Annotated in this window: 22 protein-coding genes; 6 read left to right on the top strand and 16 right to left on the bottom strand. The window is 52.6% G+C overall.

The features are described 5' to 3' along the window. Window positions 1-9: 9 nt before the first annotated feature. The 6 genes from atpA to ACR02O_RS03090 all read right to left on the bottom strand — a co-directional run bounded on the left by atpA (window position 10) and on the right by ACR02O_RS03090 (window position 4,141). On the bottom strand, window positions 10-1,551 hold the full coding sequence (gene atpA, locus ACR02O_RS03115) for a F0F1 ATP synthase subunit alpha (protein ID WP_033156956.1): 1,542 nt from the start codon (window positions 1,549-1,551) through the stop codon (window positions 10-12). Between the two features lie 21 nt (window positions 1,552-1,572). Next, window positions 1,573-2,103 carry a F0F1 ATP synthase subunit delta gene (locus tag ACR02O_RS03110; RefSeq protein WP_494522787.1) on the bottom strand — a complete coding sequence of 177 codons (531 nt, stop codon included), beginning with the start codon at window positions 2,101-2,103 and terminating at the stop codon, window positions 1,573-1,575. Window positions 2,104-2,106: 3 nt separating this feature from the next. Further along, complete coding sequence (locus ACR02O_RS03105; RefSeq protein ID WP_026602690.1) at window positions 2,107-2,580, bottom strand: F0F1 ATP synthase subunit B; 474 nt, start codon at window positions 2,578-2,580, stop codon at window positions 2,107-2,109. Between the two features lie 84 nt (window positions 2,581-2,664). Next, on the bottom strand, window positions 2,665-2,949 hold the full coding sequence (gene atpE, locus ACR02O_RS03100) for a F0F1 ATP synthase subunit C (RefSeq protein WP_020484117.1): 285 nt from the start codon (window positions 2,947-2,949) through the stop codon (window positions 2,665-2,667). A 42-nt stretch (window positions 2,950-2,991) separates the two neighbouring features. Beyond that, window positions 2,992-3,756, bottom strand: a complete 765-nt coding sequence (gene atpB / locus ACR02O_RS03095) for a F0F1 ATP synthase subunit A (RefSeq protein ID WP_026147085.1) — start codon at window positions 3,754-3,756, stop codon at window positions 2,992-2,994. Window positions 3,757-3,772: 16 nt separating this feature from the next. Next, window positions 3,773-4,141: an ATP synthase subunit I gene (locus ACR02O_RS03090; protein ID WP_026147084.1), complete on the bottom strand. Its 369-nt coding sequence runs from the start codon at window positions 4,139-4,141 to the stop codon at window positions 3,773-3,775. Here ACR02O_RS03090 and ACR02O_RS03085 point away from each other — a divergent pair. Continuing rightward, window positions 4,140-4,286: a hypothetical protein gene (locus ACR02O_RS03085; RefSeq protein ID WP_171696983.1), complete on the top strand. Its 147-nt coding sequence runs from the start codon at window positions 4,140-4,142 to the stop codon at window positions 4,284-4,286. The two genes, ACR02O_RS03090 and ACR02O_RS03085, sit on opposite strands and share 2 nt — an antisense overlap. Before the next feature lie 165 nt (window positions 4,287-4,451). On the opposite strand, the gene ACR02O_RS03080 is transcribed toward ACR02O_RS03085, so the two are convergent. The 4 genes from ACR02O_RS03080 to mnmG are packed head-to-tail and all read right to left on the bottom strand — an operon-like array spanning window position 4,452 to window position 8,560. After that, window positions 4,452-5,300: a ParB/RepB/Spo0J family partition protein gene (locus tag ACR02O_RS03080; protein WP_494522786.1), complete on the bottom strand. Its 849-nt coding sequence runs from the start codon at window positions 5,298-5,300 to the stop codon at window positions 4,452-4,454. After that, a complete protein-coding gene (locus ACR02O_RS03075) occupies window positions 5,297-6,073 on the bottom strand; it encodes a ParA family protein (protein ID WP_494522785.1) in 777 nt (258 codons plus the stop codon). Before ACR02O_RS03075 ends, ACR02O_RS03080 begins: the two co-directional genes overlap by 4 nt. Then, window positions 6,066-6,692: a 16S rRNA (guanine(527)-N(7))-methyltransferase RsmG gene (gene rsmG / locus ACR02O_RS03070; protein WP_494523449.1), complete on the bottom strand. Its 627-nt coding sequence runs from the start codon at window positions 6,690-6,692 to the stop codon at window positions 6,066-6,068. Before rsmG ends, ACR02O_RS03075 begins: the two co-directional genes overlap by 8 nt. After that, complete coding sequence (gene mnmG / locus ACR02O_RS03065) at window positions 6,692-8,560, bottom strand: tRNA uridine-5-carboxymethylaminomethyl(34) synthesis enzyme MnmG (protein WP_494522784.1); 1,869 nt, start codon at window positions 8,558-8,560, stop codon at window positions 6,692-6,694. Before mnmG ends, rsmG begins: the two co-directional genes overlap by 1 nt. Before the next feature lie 54 nt (window positions 8,561-8,614). Between mnmG and ACR02O_RS03060 the strand changes: the two genes are divergently transcribed. The 4 genes from ACR02O_RS03060 to ACR02O_RS03045 all read left to right on the top strand — a co-directional run bounded on the left by ACR02O_RS03060 (window position 8,615) and on the right by ACR02O_RS03045 (window position 13,278). Further along, on the top strand, window positions 8,615-8,854 hold the full coding sequence (locus ACR02O_RS03060; RefSeq protein WP_494522783.1) for a DUF7230 family protein: 240 nt from the start codon (window positions 8,615-8,617) through the stop codon (window positions 8,852-8,854). Between the two features lie 27 nt (window positions 8,855-8,881). Continuing rightward, the gene (gene ribA / locus ACR02O_RS03055; RefSeq protein WP_494522782.1) at window positions 8,882-9,490 is read left to right on the top strand and encodes a GTP cyclohydrolase II; all 609 of its coding nucleotides are present in this window, start codon (window positions 8,882-8,884) and stop codon (window positions 9,488-9,490) included. A gap of 8 nt (window positions 9,491-9,498) precedes the next feature. Further along, window positions 9,499-11,886 carry a Lon protease family protein gene (locus ACR02O_RS03050; protein WP_494522781.1) on the top strand — a complete coding sequence of 796 codons (2,388 nt, stop codon included), beginning with the start codon at window positions 9,499-9,501 and terminating at the stop codon, window positions 11,884-11,886. 480 nt (window positions 11,887-12,366) lie between these two features. Continuing rightward, window positions 12,367-13,278, top strand: coding sequence for a response regulator (locus ACR02O_RS03045; RefSeq protein ID WP_494522780.1), 912 nt, complete (start codon window positions 12,367-12,369; stop codon window positions 13,276-13,278). A 23-nt stretch (window positions 13,279-13,301) separates the two neighbouring features. On the opposite strand, the gene ACR02O_RS03040 is transcribed toward ACR02O_RS03045, so the two are convergent. After that, window positions 13,302-13,823 (bottom strand): GNAT family N-acetyltransferase, encoded by a 522-nt coding sequence (locus tag ACR02O_RS03040; protein WP_319962155.1) that lies wholly within the window; start codon window positions 13,821-13,823, stop codon window positions 13,302-13,304. 148 nt (window positions 13,824-13,971) lie between these two features. On the opposite strand from ACR02O_RS03040, the gene ACR02O_RS03035 reads away from it, so the two are divergent. Further along, complete coding sequence (locus ACR02O_RS03035; protein WP_458138803.1) at window positions 13,972-14,721, top strand: zinc ribbon domain-containing protein; 750 nt, start codon at window positions 13,972-13,974, stop codon at window positions 14,719-14,721. Between the two features lie 11 nt (window positions 14,722-14,732). On the opposite strand, the gene ACR02O_RS03030 is transcribed toward ACR02O_RS03035, so the two are convergent. The 5 genes from ACR02O_RS03030 to ACR02O_RS03010 all read right to left on the bottom strand — a co-directional run bounded on the left by ACR02O_RS03030 (window position 14,733) and on the right by ACR02O_RS03010 (window position 18,541). After that, window positions 14,733-15,203, bottom strand: coding sequence for a hypothetical protein (locus ACR02O_RS03030; RefSeq protein ID WP_192392320.1), 471 nt, complete (start codon window positions 15,201-15,203; stop codon window positions 14,733-14,735). Window positions 15,204-15,397: 194 nt separating this feature from the next. Further along, complete coding sequence (locus tag ACR02O_RS03025) at window positions 15,398-15,805, bottom strand: hypothetical protein (RefSeq protein WP_458138802.1); 408 nt, start codon at window positions 15,803-15,805, stop codon at window positions 15,398-15,400. After that, window positions 15,802-17,541, bottom strand: a complete 1,740-nt coding sequence (locus ACR02O_RS03020) for an Hsp70 family protein (protein WP_494522779.1) — start codon at window positions 17,539-17,541, stop codon at window positions 15,802-15,804. The genes ACR02O_RS03025 and ACR02O_RS03020 overlap by 4 nt, the downstream gene beginning before the upstream one ends. Window positions 17,542-17,558: 17 nt before the next feature. Then, a complete protein-coding gene (locus ACR02O_RS03015) occupies window positions 17,559-18,209 on the bottom strand; it encodes a nucleotide exchange factor GrpE (RefSeq protein WP_494522778.1) in 651 nt (216 codons plus the stop codon). Then, window positions 18,206-18,541, bottom strand: coding sequence for a J domain-containing protein (locus tag ACR02O_RS03010; RefSeq protein ID WP_458138799.1), 336 nt, complete (start codon window positions 18,539-18,541; stop codon window positions 18,206-18,208). The genes ACR02O_RS03015 and ACR02O_RS03010 overlap by 4 nt, the downstream gene beginning before the upstream one ends. Window positions 18,542-18,547 lie beyond the last annotated feature (6 nt).

Below are 18,547 nucleotides of genomic sequence, written 5' to 3'. Positions count from 1 at the left end.
GCGGACCCTTTACCAGCTACCGGTTTTGACGAAACGCTCAATGGCATTGTGGATGCCTTTTTGAATGTCGTCGTTGTAGTCGCCTTTCTCGTTGATTTTAGCCATCAAAGCAGATTCGTCGGCATGCATGAAGTCCAGCAAGGCTGCTTCGAAATCGCGGACTTTTTTAACTTCCAGACCATCCAGGAATCCAGCGTTAGCCGCATACAAGGAAACACTCATGTCCGCAACCGACATCGGCGCGTATTGGTTTTGTTTCATCAGCTCGGTAACCCGTTGGCCGCGTTCGATTTGCTTGCGTGTGCTTTCGTCCAAATCGGAAGCGAACTGCGCAAAAGCCGCCAATTCGCGGAACTGCGCCAAATCCAGACGAATACCGCCGCCCAGCTTTTTGATGATCTTGGTTTGTGCCGCGCCGCCAACCCGAGATACTGACAGACCGGCGTTAACCGCAGGACGAATACCCGAATTGAACAGACCGGTTTCCAGGAAGATCTGGCCGTCGGTGATGGAGATTACGTTGGTCGGTACGAAAGCCGACACGTCGCCGCCTTGTGTTTCGATAATCGGCAACGCAGTCAATGAACCGGTTTTGCCTTTCACTTTACCGTTGGTCAGTTTCTCTACTTCAACTGCATTGATACGCGCAGCACGTTCCAGCAAGCGCGAGTGGATGTAGAACACGTCACCAGGGTACGCTTCACGACCTGGCGGACGGCGCAACAGCAAGGAAATTTGGCGATAAGCCCAAGCTTGCTTGGTCAAATCATCATAAATAATCAGGGCATCTTCACCAATGTCACGGAAATATTCGCCCATTGAGCAACCGGTGTAGGGTGCAATAAATTGCAGCGCTGCCGATTCAGAAGCCGAAGCTACCACGATGATAGTGTGCTCCATCGCGCCATGCTCTTCCAGTTTGCGAACTACGTTGGCAATAGAAGAGCGTTTTTGGCCAATAGCGACATAGATACATTTGATGCCGGTACCTTTTTGATTGATGATCGCATCAATCGCAATGGCGGTTTTACCGGTCTGTCTGTCGCCGATAATCAACTCCCGTTGACCACGACCAACAGGAATCATCGAATCAATCGCTTTCAAACCAATTTGCACCGGTTGATCGACCGATTGTCTGGCGATAACGCCTGGAGCAATTTTTTCGATAGGCGAACTTAATTTGGTTTCGATGGCACCTTTGCCGTCGATAGGGTTACCCAAGGCATCGACCACGCGGCCCAGCAGCGCTTCACCCACCGGCACTTCTAAAATTCTACCGGTACATTTAACAGTATCGCCTTCGGTGATGTGTTGATAAGCACCGAGCATTACCACACCGACCGAGTCTCTTTCCAGGTTCAAAGCCATGCCGTAAGAGCCGCCAGGGAATTCCAGCATTTCGCCTTGCATCGCTTCCGACAGACCGTGAACCCGAACAATACCGTCGGTGACACTAACTACGGTGCCTTCGGTATGTGCCTCAACATGGGCGTCGAAGTTCTCGATCTTCTTTTTGATCAGATCACTTATTTCTGATGGATTTAATTGCATTTTATTTTCCCGCTCTAACTCTTAAAGTCTTTTAGCTAATTGATGAAGCTGGCCTTTGATAGAACCGTCGATGACTTTGTCGCCCGCTTTAGCGAGGATGCCCCCAATTAACGATTTATCGACAGAAACGGATGCATTGACCTTTTTATGCAAAAGCTTTTCCAGCATGGCGACATACTTGCCTTGCTCGGCTTTTGTCAGAGAATACGCGCTGTATAAATCCACATTGGCGTAACCTTCATCGTCCGCTTTGTACTGCTCGAACATCACCGAAATTTGCGGCAGTAAGGGCAGCTTGTCATTTTCTATCAACACTTTCAGAAGATTCTTGGCTTCGTCATGTATCTGATCCTGGCAAATATCCAGAATCAACTGTGCTGTACGCTGTTTGCCAACCCGAGGATTTTTGACAATGGCAGCCAATGCCTCATCCTGGATGACCAAAGACAAAAACGTCAACGAATCGGACCATTGTTTGGACGACCCAGTTTCCTTGGCACGCTTGAAAGCTGCTTCCGCGTAAGGTCTTGCTAATGTCGATAACTCAGCCATTGCTTAACCCAATTGATCCGCTGCTTTGCTGAGAATGTCTTGATGCTTGGCTTTGTCGATTTCTTCTTTCAAAATCTGTTCAGCGGCACGCAAAGCCAGTGAGGATACTTCCTTGCGCAAGCTCTCTTTGGCTTGCAGCATTTCCTGCTCTATCTGGGCTTTTGCTGCTTCAAGCAAACGCTCGCCTTCTTTTTTGGCTTGATCTTTCGACTCTTCAACCAGCTGATTGGCGCGTTTTTGCGCTGCACTGACGATTTCCGCCGATTGTTCTTTTGCTTCCTTCAGCAGGCTCTTGGCTTTTTTCTCGGCCAATTTAATCTCTTCCTGGCCCTTCTCGGCCGCGGCCAAACCTTCGGAAATTTTGGTTTTGCGCTCTTCCAGAGCGGCAATGATCGGTGGCCAGACATACTTCATGGTAAACCAAACCAGAAGTGTGAAAGTTATCATCTGCCCGATCAGAGTAGCATTGATGCTCATTGATGCTTTCCTCGTAATGCCGTTGTCATTCTATCGGTATGCGAATAAGGCTTAGCTTATTCAAATGAATCCGATAATTGCTAATTAACCTGCAACAGATTGAACGGCTGAAAGGAATGGGTTTGCGAAGGTCAACATCAGAGCCAGACCAACACCGATCATGGTTACCGCGTCAAGCAAACCGGCGATGATGAACATTTTGACCTGCAACATTGGAACCAACTCAGGTTGACGAGCAGCGCCTTCCAGGAATTTACCACCCAACAGACCGAAGCCGATAGCAGTACCGATTGCGCCCAAGCCCAAAATGATGCCAACTGCGATAACGGTGAAGCCTTGTACGTTGGCAATTAATGATGCGAGTTCCATAGTGTCTCCTAAATATTGATATGAAAGTTGAAAGTAAAACTATTAATGATCTTCGTGGGCCAAGCTCAAATACACAATGGTTAACACCATGAATATGAAGGCTTGCAGGGTAATAACCAGGATGTGAAATACCGCCCAAGGAAAACCCAGCAATGGCTGAACGATAGGTGGCAGCAAAGCGATCAGGATAAATACCAGCTCACCGGCATATAAGTTACCGAATAACCGCAGGCCCAGCGAGATAGGTTTCGCCAATTCTTCAACTGTTTTCAGCAGCAGATTGAACGGCATCATTTTCGGGCCGAAAGGTGTGCAAGTCATTTCCTTGGCAAACCCCATCAGGCCTTTAACCTTGATGCTGTAAAAGAAGATCAGGAAAAATACGCTGATAGACAATGCAAAGGTACCGTTCAAATCGGTACTCGGCACCACGCGCATGTATTCCATGCCCATCAAACTGCCTATCATCGGTAACAAATCCACCGGCAACATGTCCATGGCATTCCACATGAACACCCAGCAGAAAATCGTCAACGACAACGGCGCAATTAAAGGACTACGACCGTGAAAACTGTCCTTGACTTGGGTATCAACAAATTCGACCAAGGTCTCCGCAATATTTTGCGCCAAGCCAGGCACGCCGGATGTCGCTCTTTCCGCTACCGTTTTGAAAAACAGGATGAACAATCCGCCCAAAAACGCGGAGAAAAACAAGGTATCCAAATGCAATGTCCAAAATCCCTCACCCACCGACAACGGTGTCAAGTGATGGACTATATAACCGGTTGCGCCACCTTCAGTACTCATTTGTCCTCGCTAAAAACTAATCACGCCACAAAAACAGCGCAAACCAAAAAACCGACAACACTGCGATGTAACCCACCATCAGCGTTAAGAAATCAACAGAGGGAATCTGTAAAACGATAGAAAACAGGGCTACCGTCAAAATTAACTTAACCGTTTCGCCTGCATAAAATGCATTAACGATGCCCTGCGCACCCAAATCCTTGGCCAGATAGATTTTGTAGGCAAAATACAGATTGGGCAATAAAGCCACAAACCCTCCGAATAATGGAGACACTGCACTTTTCCAACCGCCTATCAATAAAAATCCCGACGCCACTAATGCAGCCATCAGGACTTGTCCAAAAACTACTTTTCTGACAGTAGAAAAATCATTTCTAGCTGTCATGTACTTCCCCTTTCGTCTTGAGCTGGGCGATTATATCCAGCCAGCACGTCTAAAGCAAGGTAAGCACGTTCAGCAAGAAGCAATCAGCGTCGCCACCTTGTTGATTTGGCAAGACTATCCCAACGAGCCCACTGTCCACACCTAGCCAATACAGACGTATTCCAAACGCTCAATCCCAACGCTTACAGCAATACGCATGCCATTTCGTAACATATTGATTTTCTGCAATGTTACCCAAAACGGCATTGTAGCAAATCCGACAAAGCACCGAACCATGACCGAAATACGACATTCGCCAACCCCGAAGCACTCAATTGATTTTCTTTATGATGCCTTCTAGCTCTTCCAAACTGGTGTAAGTAAAAATCAATTTGCCTTTACCGCTGCTCTGATGATTGATTTCCACCTTGGCACCGGTCCGCTCACTCAGGTCACGTTGCAAACGCAAGGTATCCGGATCTATTTTTTTTACTACCGCAGGTTTATCTTCATGCTGTTCGCGCACCAGCTTTTCTACCGCTCTGACGGTCAAGCCTTGTTTCACAGCTTTATTGGCAATTTCGATTTGTTTGGCTTCGTCCAACCCCAGCAAGGCGCGGGCATGCCCCATTTCCAGTAAGCCCTTGCCCAACATGCCTTTCACTTCGCCAGCCAACTCCAACAAGCGTAATAAATTGGTGACCGTGGTGCGCGACTTGCCGACTGCGGTAGCGATCTGCTGATGGGTGAGTTCGAATTCGTCCTGCAAGCGGTGCAGAGCCTCGGCTTCTTCCAGCGCATTCAAATCCTCGCGCTGAATGTTTTCAATCAAAGCTATCGCCATCACCGAACGATCATCCAAATCCTTGATCAATACCGGCACGTCCTGCAACTCGGCCAATTGCGCCGCTCGCCACCGGCGTTCGCCGGCGATGATTTCGTATTTTTCGCTATCTATTTTGCGGACGATGATAGGCTGGATGATGCCTTGCGCAGCAATCGAATCGGATAACTCCTTCAGCTTCTCCGGATCCATGTCCTTGCGCGGCTGATACTTGCCGCGCTGTAAAAACTCGATAGGCAAACTTTGCGTGTCTTGAGATTTTTCCGGCGCCGGCGCGCTCACATCACCGAGCAACTCGCTCAAACCTCGCCCTAAACCGCGTTTTTTTTGCATCATTTTTTTGCCGCTTTTTCTTTTCTGATCATTTCACCAGCCAACGCGATGTAGGCCATCGCGCCGCGTGAAGCTTTATCGTAAGTCAACACCGGCACGCCATGGCTAGGTGCCTCAGCCAGACGAATGTTTCTGGGGATAGTGGTTCTAAAGACTTTGTCACCGAAATATTCGATTAACTGGTCGGAAACATCCTTACCCAAGCGGCTACGGCTATCCACCATGGTTCTGAGGATGCCTTCCAGATACAAACCGGGATTGACGCTATCGCGGATGCTGCGCAGGGTGGACATCAGTGAAGACAATCCCTCCAGCGAATAATACTCGCACTGCATCGGAATCAACACGCTGTTGGCGGCCACCATCGCATTCAAGGTCAACATATTCAACGATGGAGGACAGTCGATCAAGATATAGTCGTACTGATCTTTTATAGCCAATAAAGCGTCTGCCAAGCGCCGCTCACGATGCTGCGCGCTCATCAGTTGCACTTCAGCTGCGGTTAAATCGGCATTGCCGGGGATCAAATCAAACCCCAGTTGCTTGTTTTTCACGACAATCTCGGAAACCGGCACTTCTTCCAGCAACAGCTCGCAGCTGGAATATTCGATTTCTTCCTTATTCACGCCGCATCCCATGGCCGCATTGCCTTGCGGATCCAGGTCGATTAACAACACCTTGCGCTTGGTAGCCGCCAAAGCCGCCGCCAGATTGACGCTAGTGGTGGTTTTGCCGACGCCGCCTTTTTGGTTGGTAATCGCGATAATCTTAGCCATGCTTGGGTTTCTCCAGTCGAATCAGGCAGCGTTCGGCGTCTATGCCGGGCACCGTCAGCGGAATCACGCTGTATGTTGCGGCCAAGTCTATCAGCTCTTGCTCGGGCTGCTGACCTTTCATCGCCAGCAGCACACCATCCTCCGCCAGCAAATGACCGGTGAGCTGCAGAATGTCGGGCATGCTGGCAAACGCCCGGCAGAGCACCGTGGAAAATAATTCCGCCGGTTGCAGAAGTTCAACGCGGCTATGCATTACCTCGACATTTTTCAGCTTTAACTCCAGCACGGCCTGCTGAACAAAGCGGGTTTTTTTGGAGTTGGAATCAACTAAGGTGAAATGACAATCTGGAAGACAAATCGCCAACGGAATGCCCGGCAAACCGGCGCCGGTACCGATGTCGGCAACGCGCGAACCATGAAGATACGGCAAAATCGCCAAGCTATCCAAGATGTGCAGGCTGACCATTTCCAGCGGCTCGCGCACCGCCGTCAGGTTATAGGCTTTGTTCCATTTTGCTATTAAGTTGACGAACCGCAGCAACGCATCGATTCGCTCGCCGCCAATATCCAGCGACAAGGCCCTTAAACCTTGCTCCAGTTTTTCGCGACAGACGTCCATCAAGCGCTTTTCTTTTTCAGATGCACCAACAACAAGGAAATCGCCGCTGGGGTAATTCCTGGAATCCGCGAAGCTTGCCCCAAGGTTTCCGGCCGTTGTTTTTTTAGTTTTTCGCTGACTTCGTTAGACAAACCCGACACCAGGCTGTAATCGACATTTTCCGGCAATTTCAAATGTTCGTAGCGCTGGGTACGGTTGATCTCGGTTTGCTGCCTGTCGATATAGCCGGCGTATTTAGCTTGAATCGCCACCTGCTCGGCAACTTGTTCGTCTACTTCGGTTTCATCGCTGAAACGCAACAAATTCTCGACATCCACTTCCGGCCTACGCAGCATTTCCATCAGGCTAGCTTCTTTCAACAACTTTTTGCCCCACAATTGCTCAGCCAGCGCGGCTTCATCAGATTCGGTGCGTATCCATTTTTTAGCCAACTTGCCTTGCAGATTGGCGATGGCTTCACGCTTTTCTTCGAAGCGTTGCCAGCGAGCATCGTCAACCAAGCCCAGCTCGCGGCCTTGTTCGGTCAAACGCAAATCGGCATTGTCTTCGCGCAGTTGCAAACGGTATTCGGCGCGACTGGTGAACATCCGGTACGGCTCGGCGGTGCCACGGGTGATCAGATCGTCGATCATCACGCCAATATAGGCTTCGTCGCGGCCGGGACACCAGCTTTCCAGGCCTTTGGCCAGGCGGGCGGCGTTCAAGCCGGCGATCAAACCTTGCGCGGCAGCTTCTTCGTAACCGGTGGTGCCATTGATTTGACCGGCGAAGAACAGTGCGTTCATATGCTTGGTTTCCAGCGAGGTTTTCAAATCGCGCGGATCGAAAAAATCGTATTCGATGGCATAACCGGGACGGACGATTTCGGCATTTTCAAAACCGAGCATGGTCCTGATAAATCGATACTGAATGTCGAATGGCAAACTGGTGGAAATGCCGTTCGGGTAAACTTCATTGGTGGTTAAGCCTTCCGGTTCGACGAAAATCTGGTGTGAATCGCGATCGGCAAAACGCACGACCTTATCTTCAATGGACGGACAGTAACGTGGCCCCACGCCTTCGATGATGCCGGAATACATCGGCGACCGATCCAGGCCGGAACGAATGATGTCGTGGGTTTCTTGATTGGTGCGGGTGATATGGCAGCAGATTTGACGCGGATGCTGTTCGCGGCTACCCATGAACGAAAATACCGGCAGCGGCGTATCGCCGTGCTGTTCCTGCAATTTGCTGTAGTCGATGGTGCGGCCATCGATACGCGCCGGCGTGCCGGTTTTCAGACGACCAATCCGAAACGGCAACTCACGTAAACGCTCGGCCAACGCAATGGATGCTGCGTCGCCGGCGCGGCCGCCGCTGTAATTTTCCAAACCGATATGGATACGGCCCGCCAAAAAGGTACCGGCGGTCAACACCACCGCTCTGGCGTTAAACTCCAGACCCATCTGAGTTTTGACACCAGTCACCCGGTCGCCCTGCACGATCAGATCGGATACGGTTTGTTGAAACAGGGCCAGATTGGGCTGATTTTCCAAAGCAGAACGCACGGCTTGCTTATAAAGCATTCGGTCCGCCTGCGCCCGGGTCGCCCGCACCGCGGGGCCTTTGCTGGCATTCAGAATGCGGAACTGGATGCCGCCTTTGTCGATAGCCCGCGCCATGATGCCGCCCAGCGCATCTACTTCCTTGACCAGATGACCCTTGCCGATGCCACCTATCGCTGGGTTACAACTCATTTGCCCCAGGGTCTCAATGTTTTGCGATAACAACAGAGTTTGCGCCCCAGAACGGGCAGCAGCCAAGGCTGCCTCGGTACCGGCATGACCACCGCCCACTACGATCACATCAAAGTCTTTCTGGAATTTCACAGGCATTCTATGTTCAAATAAAACGTTATTTTAATAGCTTACGGAGAAAAAAGCATGAGAAAACAAAACCCCAGCAAGGACTTGCAAGACAAGCCCAGCAAAAACCCGGTGGCGAAATTCGCCCATCAGTTCAACAAGGCGCAGGTTTTCGCAGACAAAACCCGCTATCGCCGCAAAGCCAAACATGCAGGCCTGGAGCCTTTCGTAATCGTTGCCCACTCAGCAATTACGAAAGGCTCCAGGCCAGTCGCCATCGCTTCTGCCGCTAAGCAGTCGCGCGCACTTGCCGCTTAATGCCGCAGATTGAGGACTCACACAGCAGTGAAAGCAAGCATAGAAGACAAAGTTCAAACTCGAATTCCCACCAAACACGGCGAATTCATTCTGCACTACTACAACAACAGCCTAGACAAAAAAGAACACGTCGCCTTCGTGAAAGGCGAGGTAGCCGGCAAGGAAGACGTGCCGGTACGCATCCATTCCGAGTGCTTTACCGGCGATGTGCTGGGCTCGCGGCGTTGCGATTGTGGGGAACAGCTAGATATGGCCCTAGATTTGATCAACACCGCCGGTTGCGGCGTACTGATTTATCTACGCCAGGAAGGCCGCGGCATTGGTTTGCTGAAAAAACTGCAGGCTTATAATTTGCAGGACCAAGGCCTGGATACCGTCGATGCCAACATCAAGCTCGGTCATTTGGCCGACGAGCGCCAGTACGATATCGCGGCGCTGATTTTGAACAGCCTGCAAGTCCGCTCCATTGAGCTCATCACCAACAATCCATTGAAAATCGACGAGCTGACCAAGCTGGGTATCAAGGTGAACAACCGTATCGCCATCGAAACCCGCATTCATCAAGACAATCTTGAATATCTGAAAACCAAAGCCGAACGCATGAGCCACATGCTGTCGATGCCTAACAGCAAATAACCCGCATCATGCTTGAACAATTGAAATTGCCGGTCTCGGCCCTGAAGCTGGCGATTGACTTGCCCAGCGCTGCGCCAAGCGCACAACACAACGTCATTCTCGGCCAAACTCGCGCCCAATCGGCTCTAGCCTTTGGCATCGCAATGAAGGCGCCGGGCTACAACATCTTCGTGATGGGCGACCCCGGCACCGGCCGCCTGTCCATGGTCAGCCATTATTTAAGCACCTATGCCGAACAGCAAGAATCGCCGCTGTCTTACGCCTATGTCGATAACTTCGAGAATCAGCGCGAGCCGGTGGCCATTGAATTACCGTCCGGGGAAGGGCATAGTTTTGCCAAGGACATCGAAAAGCTGATCGACGACGTACTGGCCACCTTTCCAGCCGCCTTCGAAAGCCCTAGTTACCAACAGAAGAAAACCGCGATCGAACGCCGCTTTAACCAGCGTTACAACGCCGCCATCGATCTGGTCGACGCCAAAGCCCGCGAGATGAGTGTGGCGCTGTATCGTGACAGCGACACCATCACTTTTCTACCGATCCGCAACGACAAGGCGCTGGACGAAGACCAATTCACCCTGCTACCGCAAGCAGAGCGCGACGCCTTCCACCAACACACTGAAGAGTTGGAAGAATTTCTCGGTGACGTATTGTTGGAACTGCCGCAATGGCGACGCACACTGGTGGAAGAAACCCGCCAGCTCGACAACGACACCATCAAGCAGGCTTTGGAACCGCTGCTGGCCGAGCTGAACGACAAATACCAAAACGTCGATGACGTGATTACTTACTTGGCGGAAATCGAAAAAAGCCTGAGCAATACCATCGGCGAATTGCTGATGCCCAGCCGCAGCCAGGATAGCCGAGAGATCATCGCCAAGCGCCTGGCGCTAATCGAGCAATATCTGCCCAATATCCTGGTAGATTGCAAACACGACGGCAACGGCGCGCCAGTCATTTACGAACCACATCCGATCTATCAAAACCTGTTCGGCCGCATTGAGTACATCAGCGACCAAGGCACGCTGGTGACCAGTTACCGACGCATTTGCCCCGGCTCCTTGCATCGCGCCAACGGCGGTTATCTGATCCTGGATGCGGAAAAAGTTCTGACCTATCCCTTCGTCTGGGAAGGCCTGAAGCGGGCGCTACAAGCCGGGCGCATCGAGATCGAATCACCATATTCCGAACTAGGCATTAACACTATTACGCTGAAACCCGGCGTCATCCCGCTCAATGTCAAAGTCATTCTGGTCGGCTCGCGAGATATTTATTATTTGCTGGAAGAGCTGGATAGCGAATTCAACGAAATGTTTCGGGTGCTGGCCGACTTTGATGACCACATCAAACGCAGCCCGGACAATGTCAGCCAATTTGTCACCTTGCTAAAACGCCACGCCGCCGACTCCGGCGCCAAAGCCTTGACCGACGGTGCCTTGCTGCGCTTGATAGAATACAGCTGCCGGCTGGCGGAAAACCAACAACGCCTGTCCGCACACGTCAACAGCTGCCTGGAAATCATCGCCGAAGCCAACCTGCTGGCCGACCAAACCAACACGGCTAACATCGATAAAACCGAAATTGAGCTGGCATTATCAGCGCGAGAACAACGCAACGGCCGCATCGCCGAAGCCATTCTGGAAGAAATGCTGGAAGGCACCATCCTGATCGACACCGACGGCGAAGCCATCGGCAAGGTCAACGGCCTGACGGTGATGGACATCGGCGGCAGCAGCTTCGGCGCGCCGGCGCGGATCACCGCCACCGTGCATCCCGGTTCCCGAGGCATCGTCGATATCGAGCGCGAAGTGGAACTGGGCCAACCCATCCATTCCAAAGGCGTAATGATTTTGAGCGGCTATCTCGGCCATTGCTATGCCCAGCAATTTCCGTTGGCCATCTCCGCCAGCATTGCCATGGAGCAGTCTTACGGCCACATAGACGGCGACAGCGCCTCCTTGGCCGAGCTGTGTTGCCTGATTTCGGCACTGACGCGCACACCGATTCAACAGGGCTTTGCCATGACCGGCTCGATCAATCAATACGGCGAAGTACAAGCCATCGGCGGCGTCAACGAAAAAATCGAAGGCTTTTTCGAGCTATGTGCGGCGCGCGGTTTGACCGGCAAACAAGCCGTGATCATTCCGGCATCGAACAAACGCAATTTGATGCTGAAACAGCAAGTGGTGGATGCCGTCGAGCAAGGCCTATTTGCCATTTACACTGTTTCCAGCGTCGATGAAGCCTTGAGCCTGCTCACCGGACAAGAAGCCGGCACTATCAATGCGGAAGGCCAGTACCCGGAAGGCAGCGTCAACTTCAAGGCTGTGGCCCGTTTAAAGGAAATTTCCGATATGTCAGTGGATGAGGACAAGGAAACCGAGACCGGGGCATAACGCCGCGTCGCTAGGCTCATCAACCAAGATTGCAGCAAGATACAACCCGCGCAGTCGGTGGCAACCGATTGAAAATGCTCACTACAGCTGAGACATGCGTGAGGGCAAACCCTTAAAAACGCGGGCTTCAATAAACCTGGTTAGCCTTAATCGAAGACATTCGGATAAGGCTAACCAAGCAGCTTAGAATACAAAAGAGTTATCGCAAGCTAGGCCATATCGCGCTTGCGATTCAACCATGACAGGCCAAACAGGGCCGCACCAAAAGCAAGCAGCATTTTTGCCCGTATGCTTTTATGATTCATTCAACATATATTTGAAAAATCGCAAAAATAAATTATCGATACTCACTGTGTGGGCAAAATGGGGATTGGCCACTAAATTTTGTTTCGAAACGCTATTTTCTATCACAGCAGACTGTCTATGAGGCCAGGGCTACTAAAATGTTTGTATTATCCGTAGCCTAAAGGAGATTTGGCGTTGAAATCCAATTCCGACTATAAAGCCAGCATCCTCATCGCCGACGATGTGAAACTGATGCGGGACATCCTCCGCACATATCTGCAGTCTGCCGGTTACGAAGTTCAATCCGCGGAGGACGGGCTCGAAGCCTGGCAGATGTTGAACAGCAGCGAAAAGCCGTTTGACATTGTGGTTACCGACCGCAACATGCCACAGATGGATGGCATGGCCTTATTGGCCAAGATCAAAGCTGACCCGCGCTTTAGCGATCTGCCGGTTATTTTCCAGACCGGTGAGTCATCGCGGGAGTCGATCGTGGAAGGCATTCAAGCCGGGGTTTACCATTACCTCACCAAACCCTACGACGAAAAAATTTTACTGGCTTTCGTAGCGGCAGCGCTGGAAGACAGCCGCCGCCACAAGACTTTGAGAACCCGGATTAGCAACAAAAAGGTGGCGCTGGGTTTATTGAGAAAAGCGGAGTTTTCTTTCCGGACCTTGAGCGAGGTCAATGGCTTGACCGCACTGCTGACCGGGTTGTCATGCAACCCGGAAAAGGTCGCCACCGGGCTTTCCGAATTGCTGCTCAACGCCGTCGAGCATGGCAATCTGGGCATTAGTTATCAAGAAAAAACCGAATTGGTAGGTCAAGGTTGTTGGCGGGAAGAAATCGAGCGCCGACTGGGTTTGCCCGAATATAAAAACAAATTCGTGCAGGTTAAAATCGTTAGAACACCCACTCAGACCATCTTTACCATCAAAGACCAGGGCAAAGGCTTCGATCCATCTCCTTACCTGGATTTCTCCCCGGAACGCGCCTCCGATCTGCATGGCCGCGGCATAGCCTTGTCGCGAATGCTGAGTTTCGATTCACTGGAATACCTTGGAAACGGCAATCAAGTGATTGCCACCATTAGTTTACCGACCTAGGTTCTGCGCTGAAACAAGCTGGCTTACAGGCACTTTTCCAATAACTCCAAAGACAAATCCGCCACTTTTGGCGTCCACATCTCGGGATTTATCGGAAACGCTTTGCTGATGCCGGTACGCCGATAGCCGCGCCGTTCGTAAAACGCCATCAGCTCGGCCCGACAAGGGATCACCGCCATCACCAAATGATTAACTCCCCAAGTTTGCACGGCCTCTGCTTCCGCCGCCGCCAACAAACGCTTGCCAATCCCCAAACCTTGCATAGCCGGCGCGACCGCCAACATGCCGATATGCCCCTGTTGATCGACTTTTTGTAAATGCACCGAACCTAACAAATCTCCCTGCCGCCGACACTGCAAAATCATAGACCCCGCACCGGCGATTAAGTCCAGAATATCCGCCGCATCGGTGCGCCGGCCATCCAGCAAATCGGCTTCGGTGGTCCAACCCTGCCGGCTGGATTCGCCGCGATACGCCGCATTGATAAACTCCGCCAATTGCTCGGCATCAGCCGGTTTGGCTCTGGTAAATGTCAGTTCCAACATGATTAACCTCAAAAAAACTCGCTGCTTCGGCAAGCTACCTTACGCACAAACAAAACCTTGCCGAAGCAGAAAAAATCCCCGCCTTGCTGCTAAGGTTTATGGGCAATAACCTACGTTCTTCTTCCCCCACCAAGCCTGGAGCCCCAACATGAAGCCATGCCCAAAGTGTCATCGGGATGTGCTGCCCGCGGAGGAAACCTGCCCGCACTGCGGCATCGTCTTTGCCAAATATTACAAATACCACGGCGATACAAACTCCCCGGCGGCGGAACGCCCACAAGTTGTCATTACTCTTGAAGCCCCCGCAGACACCCTATTTGGCGACGACGCCTACCGGGACAACGAAGCCATTTTTATCGGCCGCTGCCTATTATTACCAGGATTTTTGCTGTGGAGCTGGTTGCTGATTACGCCGGGTCTGGCCAGCAATGCGGTCGGCGCATCGTTTCTGCATTTGGTCAACCTGCCGTTTCACGAAGCTGGCCATGTGATTTTCCGGCCGTTCGGGCAATTTATCACCTCGCTGGGCGGCACCCTCGGCCAAATTCTGATGCCGACGATTTGCATGTTGACCTTGCTGCTAAAAACCCGCGATCCGTTCGGCGCCGGCTTGTGTTTATGGTGGGTGGGCGAGAACTTCTTGGACATTGCCCCATATATCAACGACGCCCGCGCCGGGCAACTGCCCTTGCTGGGCGGCAATTTCGGCCATTCCGCCCCTTACGGTTTTCACGATTGGGAATATTTACTGACCGAATCCGGCCTATTGGCCCAGGATCATGCGCTGGCTAAACTCGCGCAGTTACTCGGTGCAATGTTGATGATAGCGGCGCTGATCAGCTGCGGTTACGTGTTGTTCAAACAGCGACAAAAACTGACTGGCTCAAAACCCGATTAACGGGAAACAATTTAGCCCAACCACGCTTTCACTTTGGCCTTAACCTGCGCTTTTACCTGCCGCGACCAACGGTAAATCTCGGTATCGACAATCTTGGCATGCGCCCATTGCAGCCAACCCATCACGGTGTGATAAACAAAAGCGATAAGTCCGAAGGTCAGCAACTGCGGCTTGGTCAATTTAAACACCCGCGACACCAGCAAGGTACCGAGCAACTTGGCGAACACTTCCAATAAAATGCCTTGCAACAACAGGCCATGTACTATCAAAGACAGCGCAGCCAGATTCAGCGGAGTGACGATCAATACCGGAATCGTAAATGCCAGCAAAGCCATGGCCGGCGAAGTTTGAGCCAACCAACGCTCAACACTTTCCAGCCTCAGCAGTAGCGCCAGATAGTGCCCACAAGCCGACAGGAAATCCCACAACCATTCCTCGATGATCAGCAGGATGGCCAGCAGCGTAAGCAGGAGTTTTTTCACGATTATTTCCCGATAGTTGGACTCGGACACTATAACCAAGCGCACTTGCGCTTGTCGTCAATTTATTAATCCGGCCCGCTTTATCGCTGGTATGCCCTTCGACAAGCTCAGTACCCTCAAGGGCATAAAGGCGAATGGTATTCAGGACCGGGTAATAGCCGGAATGCGTAGCTTAGCGGCAATCCGCTAACAGCCTAAGCAACACTATGATTTGATTCCGCTTGCGCCGACAACTGGGCAATCATCTCGGCAAATCGGCGCAAGGTTTCATTGTCAGCTTGCAACATTTGTAACAGACTGAGCATGCCACGCGCTTCTTGCCAATCCTGTCGGCCCAAATTTTCGTACAGCGTCCGATACAACTGTTGGATCAAGAAGCCATGTAACAGCTTGGCTGCCGGCGTTTGCTTGAAACTCAAGGAGCGCAGCACCGCCGGCACCGCGATAGCCAAGCGTCCGGCCCGCGTAGTTTGTAATGCGACGCCTAGCCACTGCTCGGCCAAGCGTTGGCTTCGAAAGATGTGCTGCAACTCCGCACCGCAACGCGGGCACGCCGTGGCCGCACCGAGCCGGGCATTGCAGGCCGGGCAGCGAGGTATCACGATTCCAGGTAATAAATGATGTCGTTCAAGCGCTCGACCGGCTGTTTCAGACCGGCCTCGTCACCGCTTTCCAGACACGTCGAGATAGCTTCGATCAGATCAACCATGTCTTCCTTGTCTTCGGCGGAGACGGTGTCGAACAAGGCTTCGGCTTTTTTGATGACTTGCCGCGCGGCGGCCACGGCCGGGCTTTCCGGAACCGAATCCGCCTCGCCACCGGCCGAATCGCCGAACAAGCCGTCGATACGCTGTTTGGCGCTATTCAGTTCGCCGCTATCGAAGCGGGAGATCGCATTGTTGATGGTGATAGCTTTTTCCTTGCCGGAGGCTTTTTCCCGCGCCGACACATGCAAGATGCCGTTCAAATCCAGGTCCAGCGTCAAGGTGATGATGTTGCCGGCCGGCACGTCCAACAAGCCTTCGACCAAAAATTCGCCGATTTCGACGTTGTTCAACGCATCCGGGTCCTCGCCTTGAAAAATCCTCACGTTTACTTCGCGTTGATTGTCGTGAAAGGTTTCGAAAGCTTCGGACTTGCGCACCGGCAACACGCTGTTTTTATGCACGATGGGTATGTATTGATACGGATAGGGCATGCCGTCCAGGTAGCCGACCGCGCAGGTGCCGAAGGTATACGGCGTTACGTCGACCAAGACCGTGCCGATGTCCTCGCCATTAATCATCGCCGCCTGCATCGCCGCGCCCATCGCCACGCACAGATCGGGATCGACTTCGCCGTGCGGTTCGAAACCGAATTCCTCGAACAGGCGCTCGCGGATGCACGGCGTGCGCGTCGAGCCGCCGACCAGGATGATTTCGTCGATGTCGGATGCAGTCAATTTCGCGCCCTTCAGCGCGATGTGGGTAGCGTCCAGCGTGGCGTTGATGTGGTCGGCAATTAGGTCTTCGTATTCCGAACGCGCCAATTCCATCGTCAAATGCAGCGGCGTACCTTGGCGTTCCAGCAAATATTCTTCCTCTATCGTCGCAAACGGCTCGTCGGACAAGCGCAGTTTCGCCTGTTCCGCCGCCCGCACGATGCGCGCCATCGCCTTGCCGTGCGGCTCGACTTCGATGCCGAATTGCTGCCGAATATGCGCCAAAATCCGCTCGACGATCAGTTGATCGAAATCGTCGCCGCCCAGGTGATTGTCGCCATGGCTGGCCAGCACCTCGACCACGCCGTTCTGCACGTTCACCACCGACACATCGAAGGTGCCGCCACCCAAGTCGTACACCAGCATGCGCTTGGCTTCGAGCTGGCCGGCACCGTAAACCAAGGCGGCGGCGGTCGGCTCGTTAATCATCCGCACCACCTCCAGCCCGGCGATTTCGCCGGCTTCGCGGGTCGCCTGGCGCTGGGCGTCGGAAAAATAGGCCGGCACGGTAATCACCGCCTTGACTATAGGCCGGCCGACATAGGCTTCGGCAATCGCCTTCAAACGCTTCAGGATGATCGCGGAAATTTCCTGCGGTGTGTAAGCCTGGCCGGCCATCGTGACTCGCGCATCTTGGCCCATCAGGCGCTTGATCGACTTGACGGTGCGTTCCGGATAAATCAGGTATTGGTTGCGCGCGCTGGCGCCGACCAGAATCTCGCCGTTATCGTCCAGCCCGACGAAAGACGGCAATATTTTTGTGCCGCTGTCGGCGATCACGGTGACCTTGCCGTTTTCGACGATGGCGACTTCCGAGTTGGTGGTCCCTAGATCGATGCCGATGATGATGTCGTTCATTTGTGTTCCCTGAATGCTTAAAGTTTATTGACCTTGACTTCCGCCAAGCGCAGCACTTGGTCTTCGAGTAAAAATCCCTTGCGCAGTTCTTCCAGCACGACCGCGTTTGCCTGCGTGGGATCGTTGCCGATGGCGATGGTCGTCATCGTCCGCGCGTCGAAGGGCCGACCGACGCAATCGATGGCAAACACCCGCCGGCGTTGCAGCATCTGTTCCAAGCGCTTCAATGTAATTTCCTGGCCTTCGCCGACGCTGGCGATGAAGCGCACGTCCTGTGGTTTGGAATGCCGGAACAAGCCATCGACCGGCCGATACTGCCGCACGGCCCGATAGCCGGCATCGAGCCGGTCGTAAATATCCAGCCATTCCAGCAGCAGGGCTCGCTCGTCCTCCCGGCGTTGTTGCTGCAGGCGTTCGTTGGCTTTCGCCAGTTCGTCCACCAAGGCTTGATTGTCGGCTTTCAGCGTGGAAACCGCCTCGCTCAAACTATCCAGCGTGGCTTTAAATTGCCGCGACTCGGCTTTGACTTCGGTTTTCAAGCCGGCCAAATCGCTGAATAAGGCGGTCAAATCCGGTTGGTCGATTGCGGTCAGATGGGCGAAGTCGGTTTCCTGTAGATAGTGCTGCAAGGCTGTCAGCAACTCGTCTTGCGGGGTGTCTGTCGTCATGATGGCGTTTTAGTCAATTGAGCGAGCGATTTTTCGATGGTCAGCGTGCTCGCCAGCTTTAGGAAATCGTCCGCAGGCATAGTCTCTCCAGTAGCCGATTGGCCGAAGGCTTGCGCCAGCAACGTGTCGAATTCGACACGCGGCATAGCAAACAATGCATGGCGCAGCCGACTGTCTTGGTCTTTAATCGCTTCGAAAGCCTCCTGGATTTCGCGAAAGCGCGCGGGATCGCGGTCGGGCGGATTGTCCTTGACCCGCTGTAAATAGGCTTGTTTGATGTCGGCGTCGCTAGTTTGTTCGGGCACGCCCAGAATGTCATACGGTGAAATCATAAGCAC

Source organism: Methylomonas sp. PHL2-19 (assembly GCF_059331595.1).
Note: the sequence above shows the minus strand (reverse complement) of the source record. Positions and strands in the feature narration are given on the sequence as shown.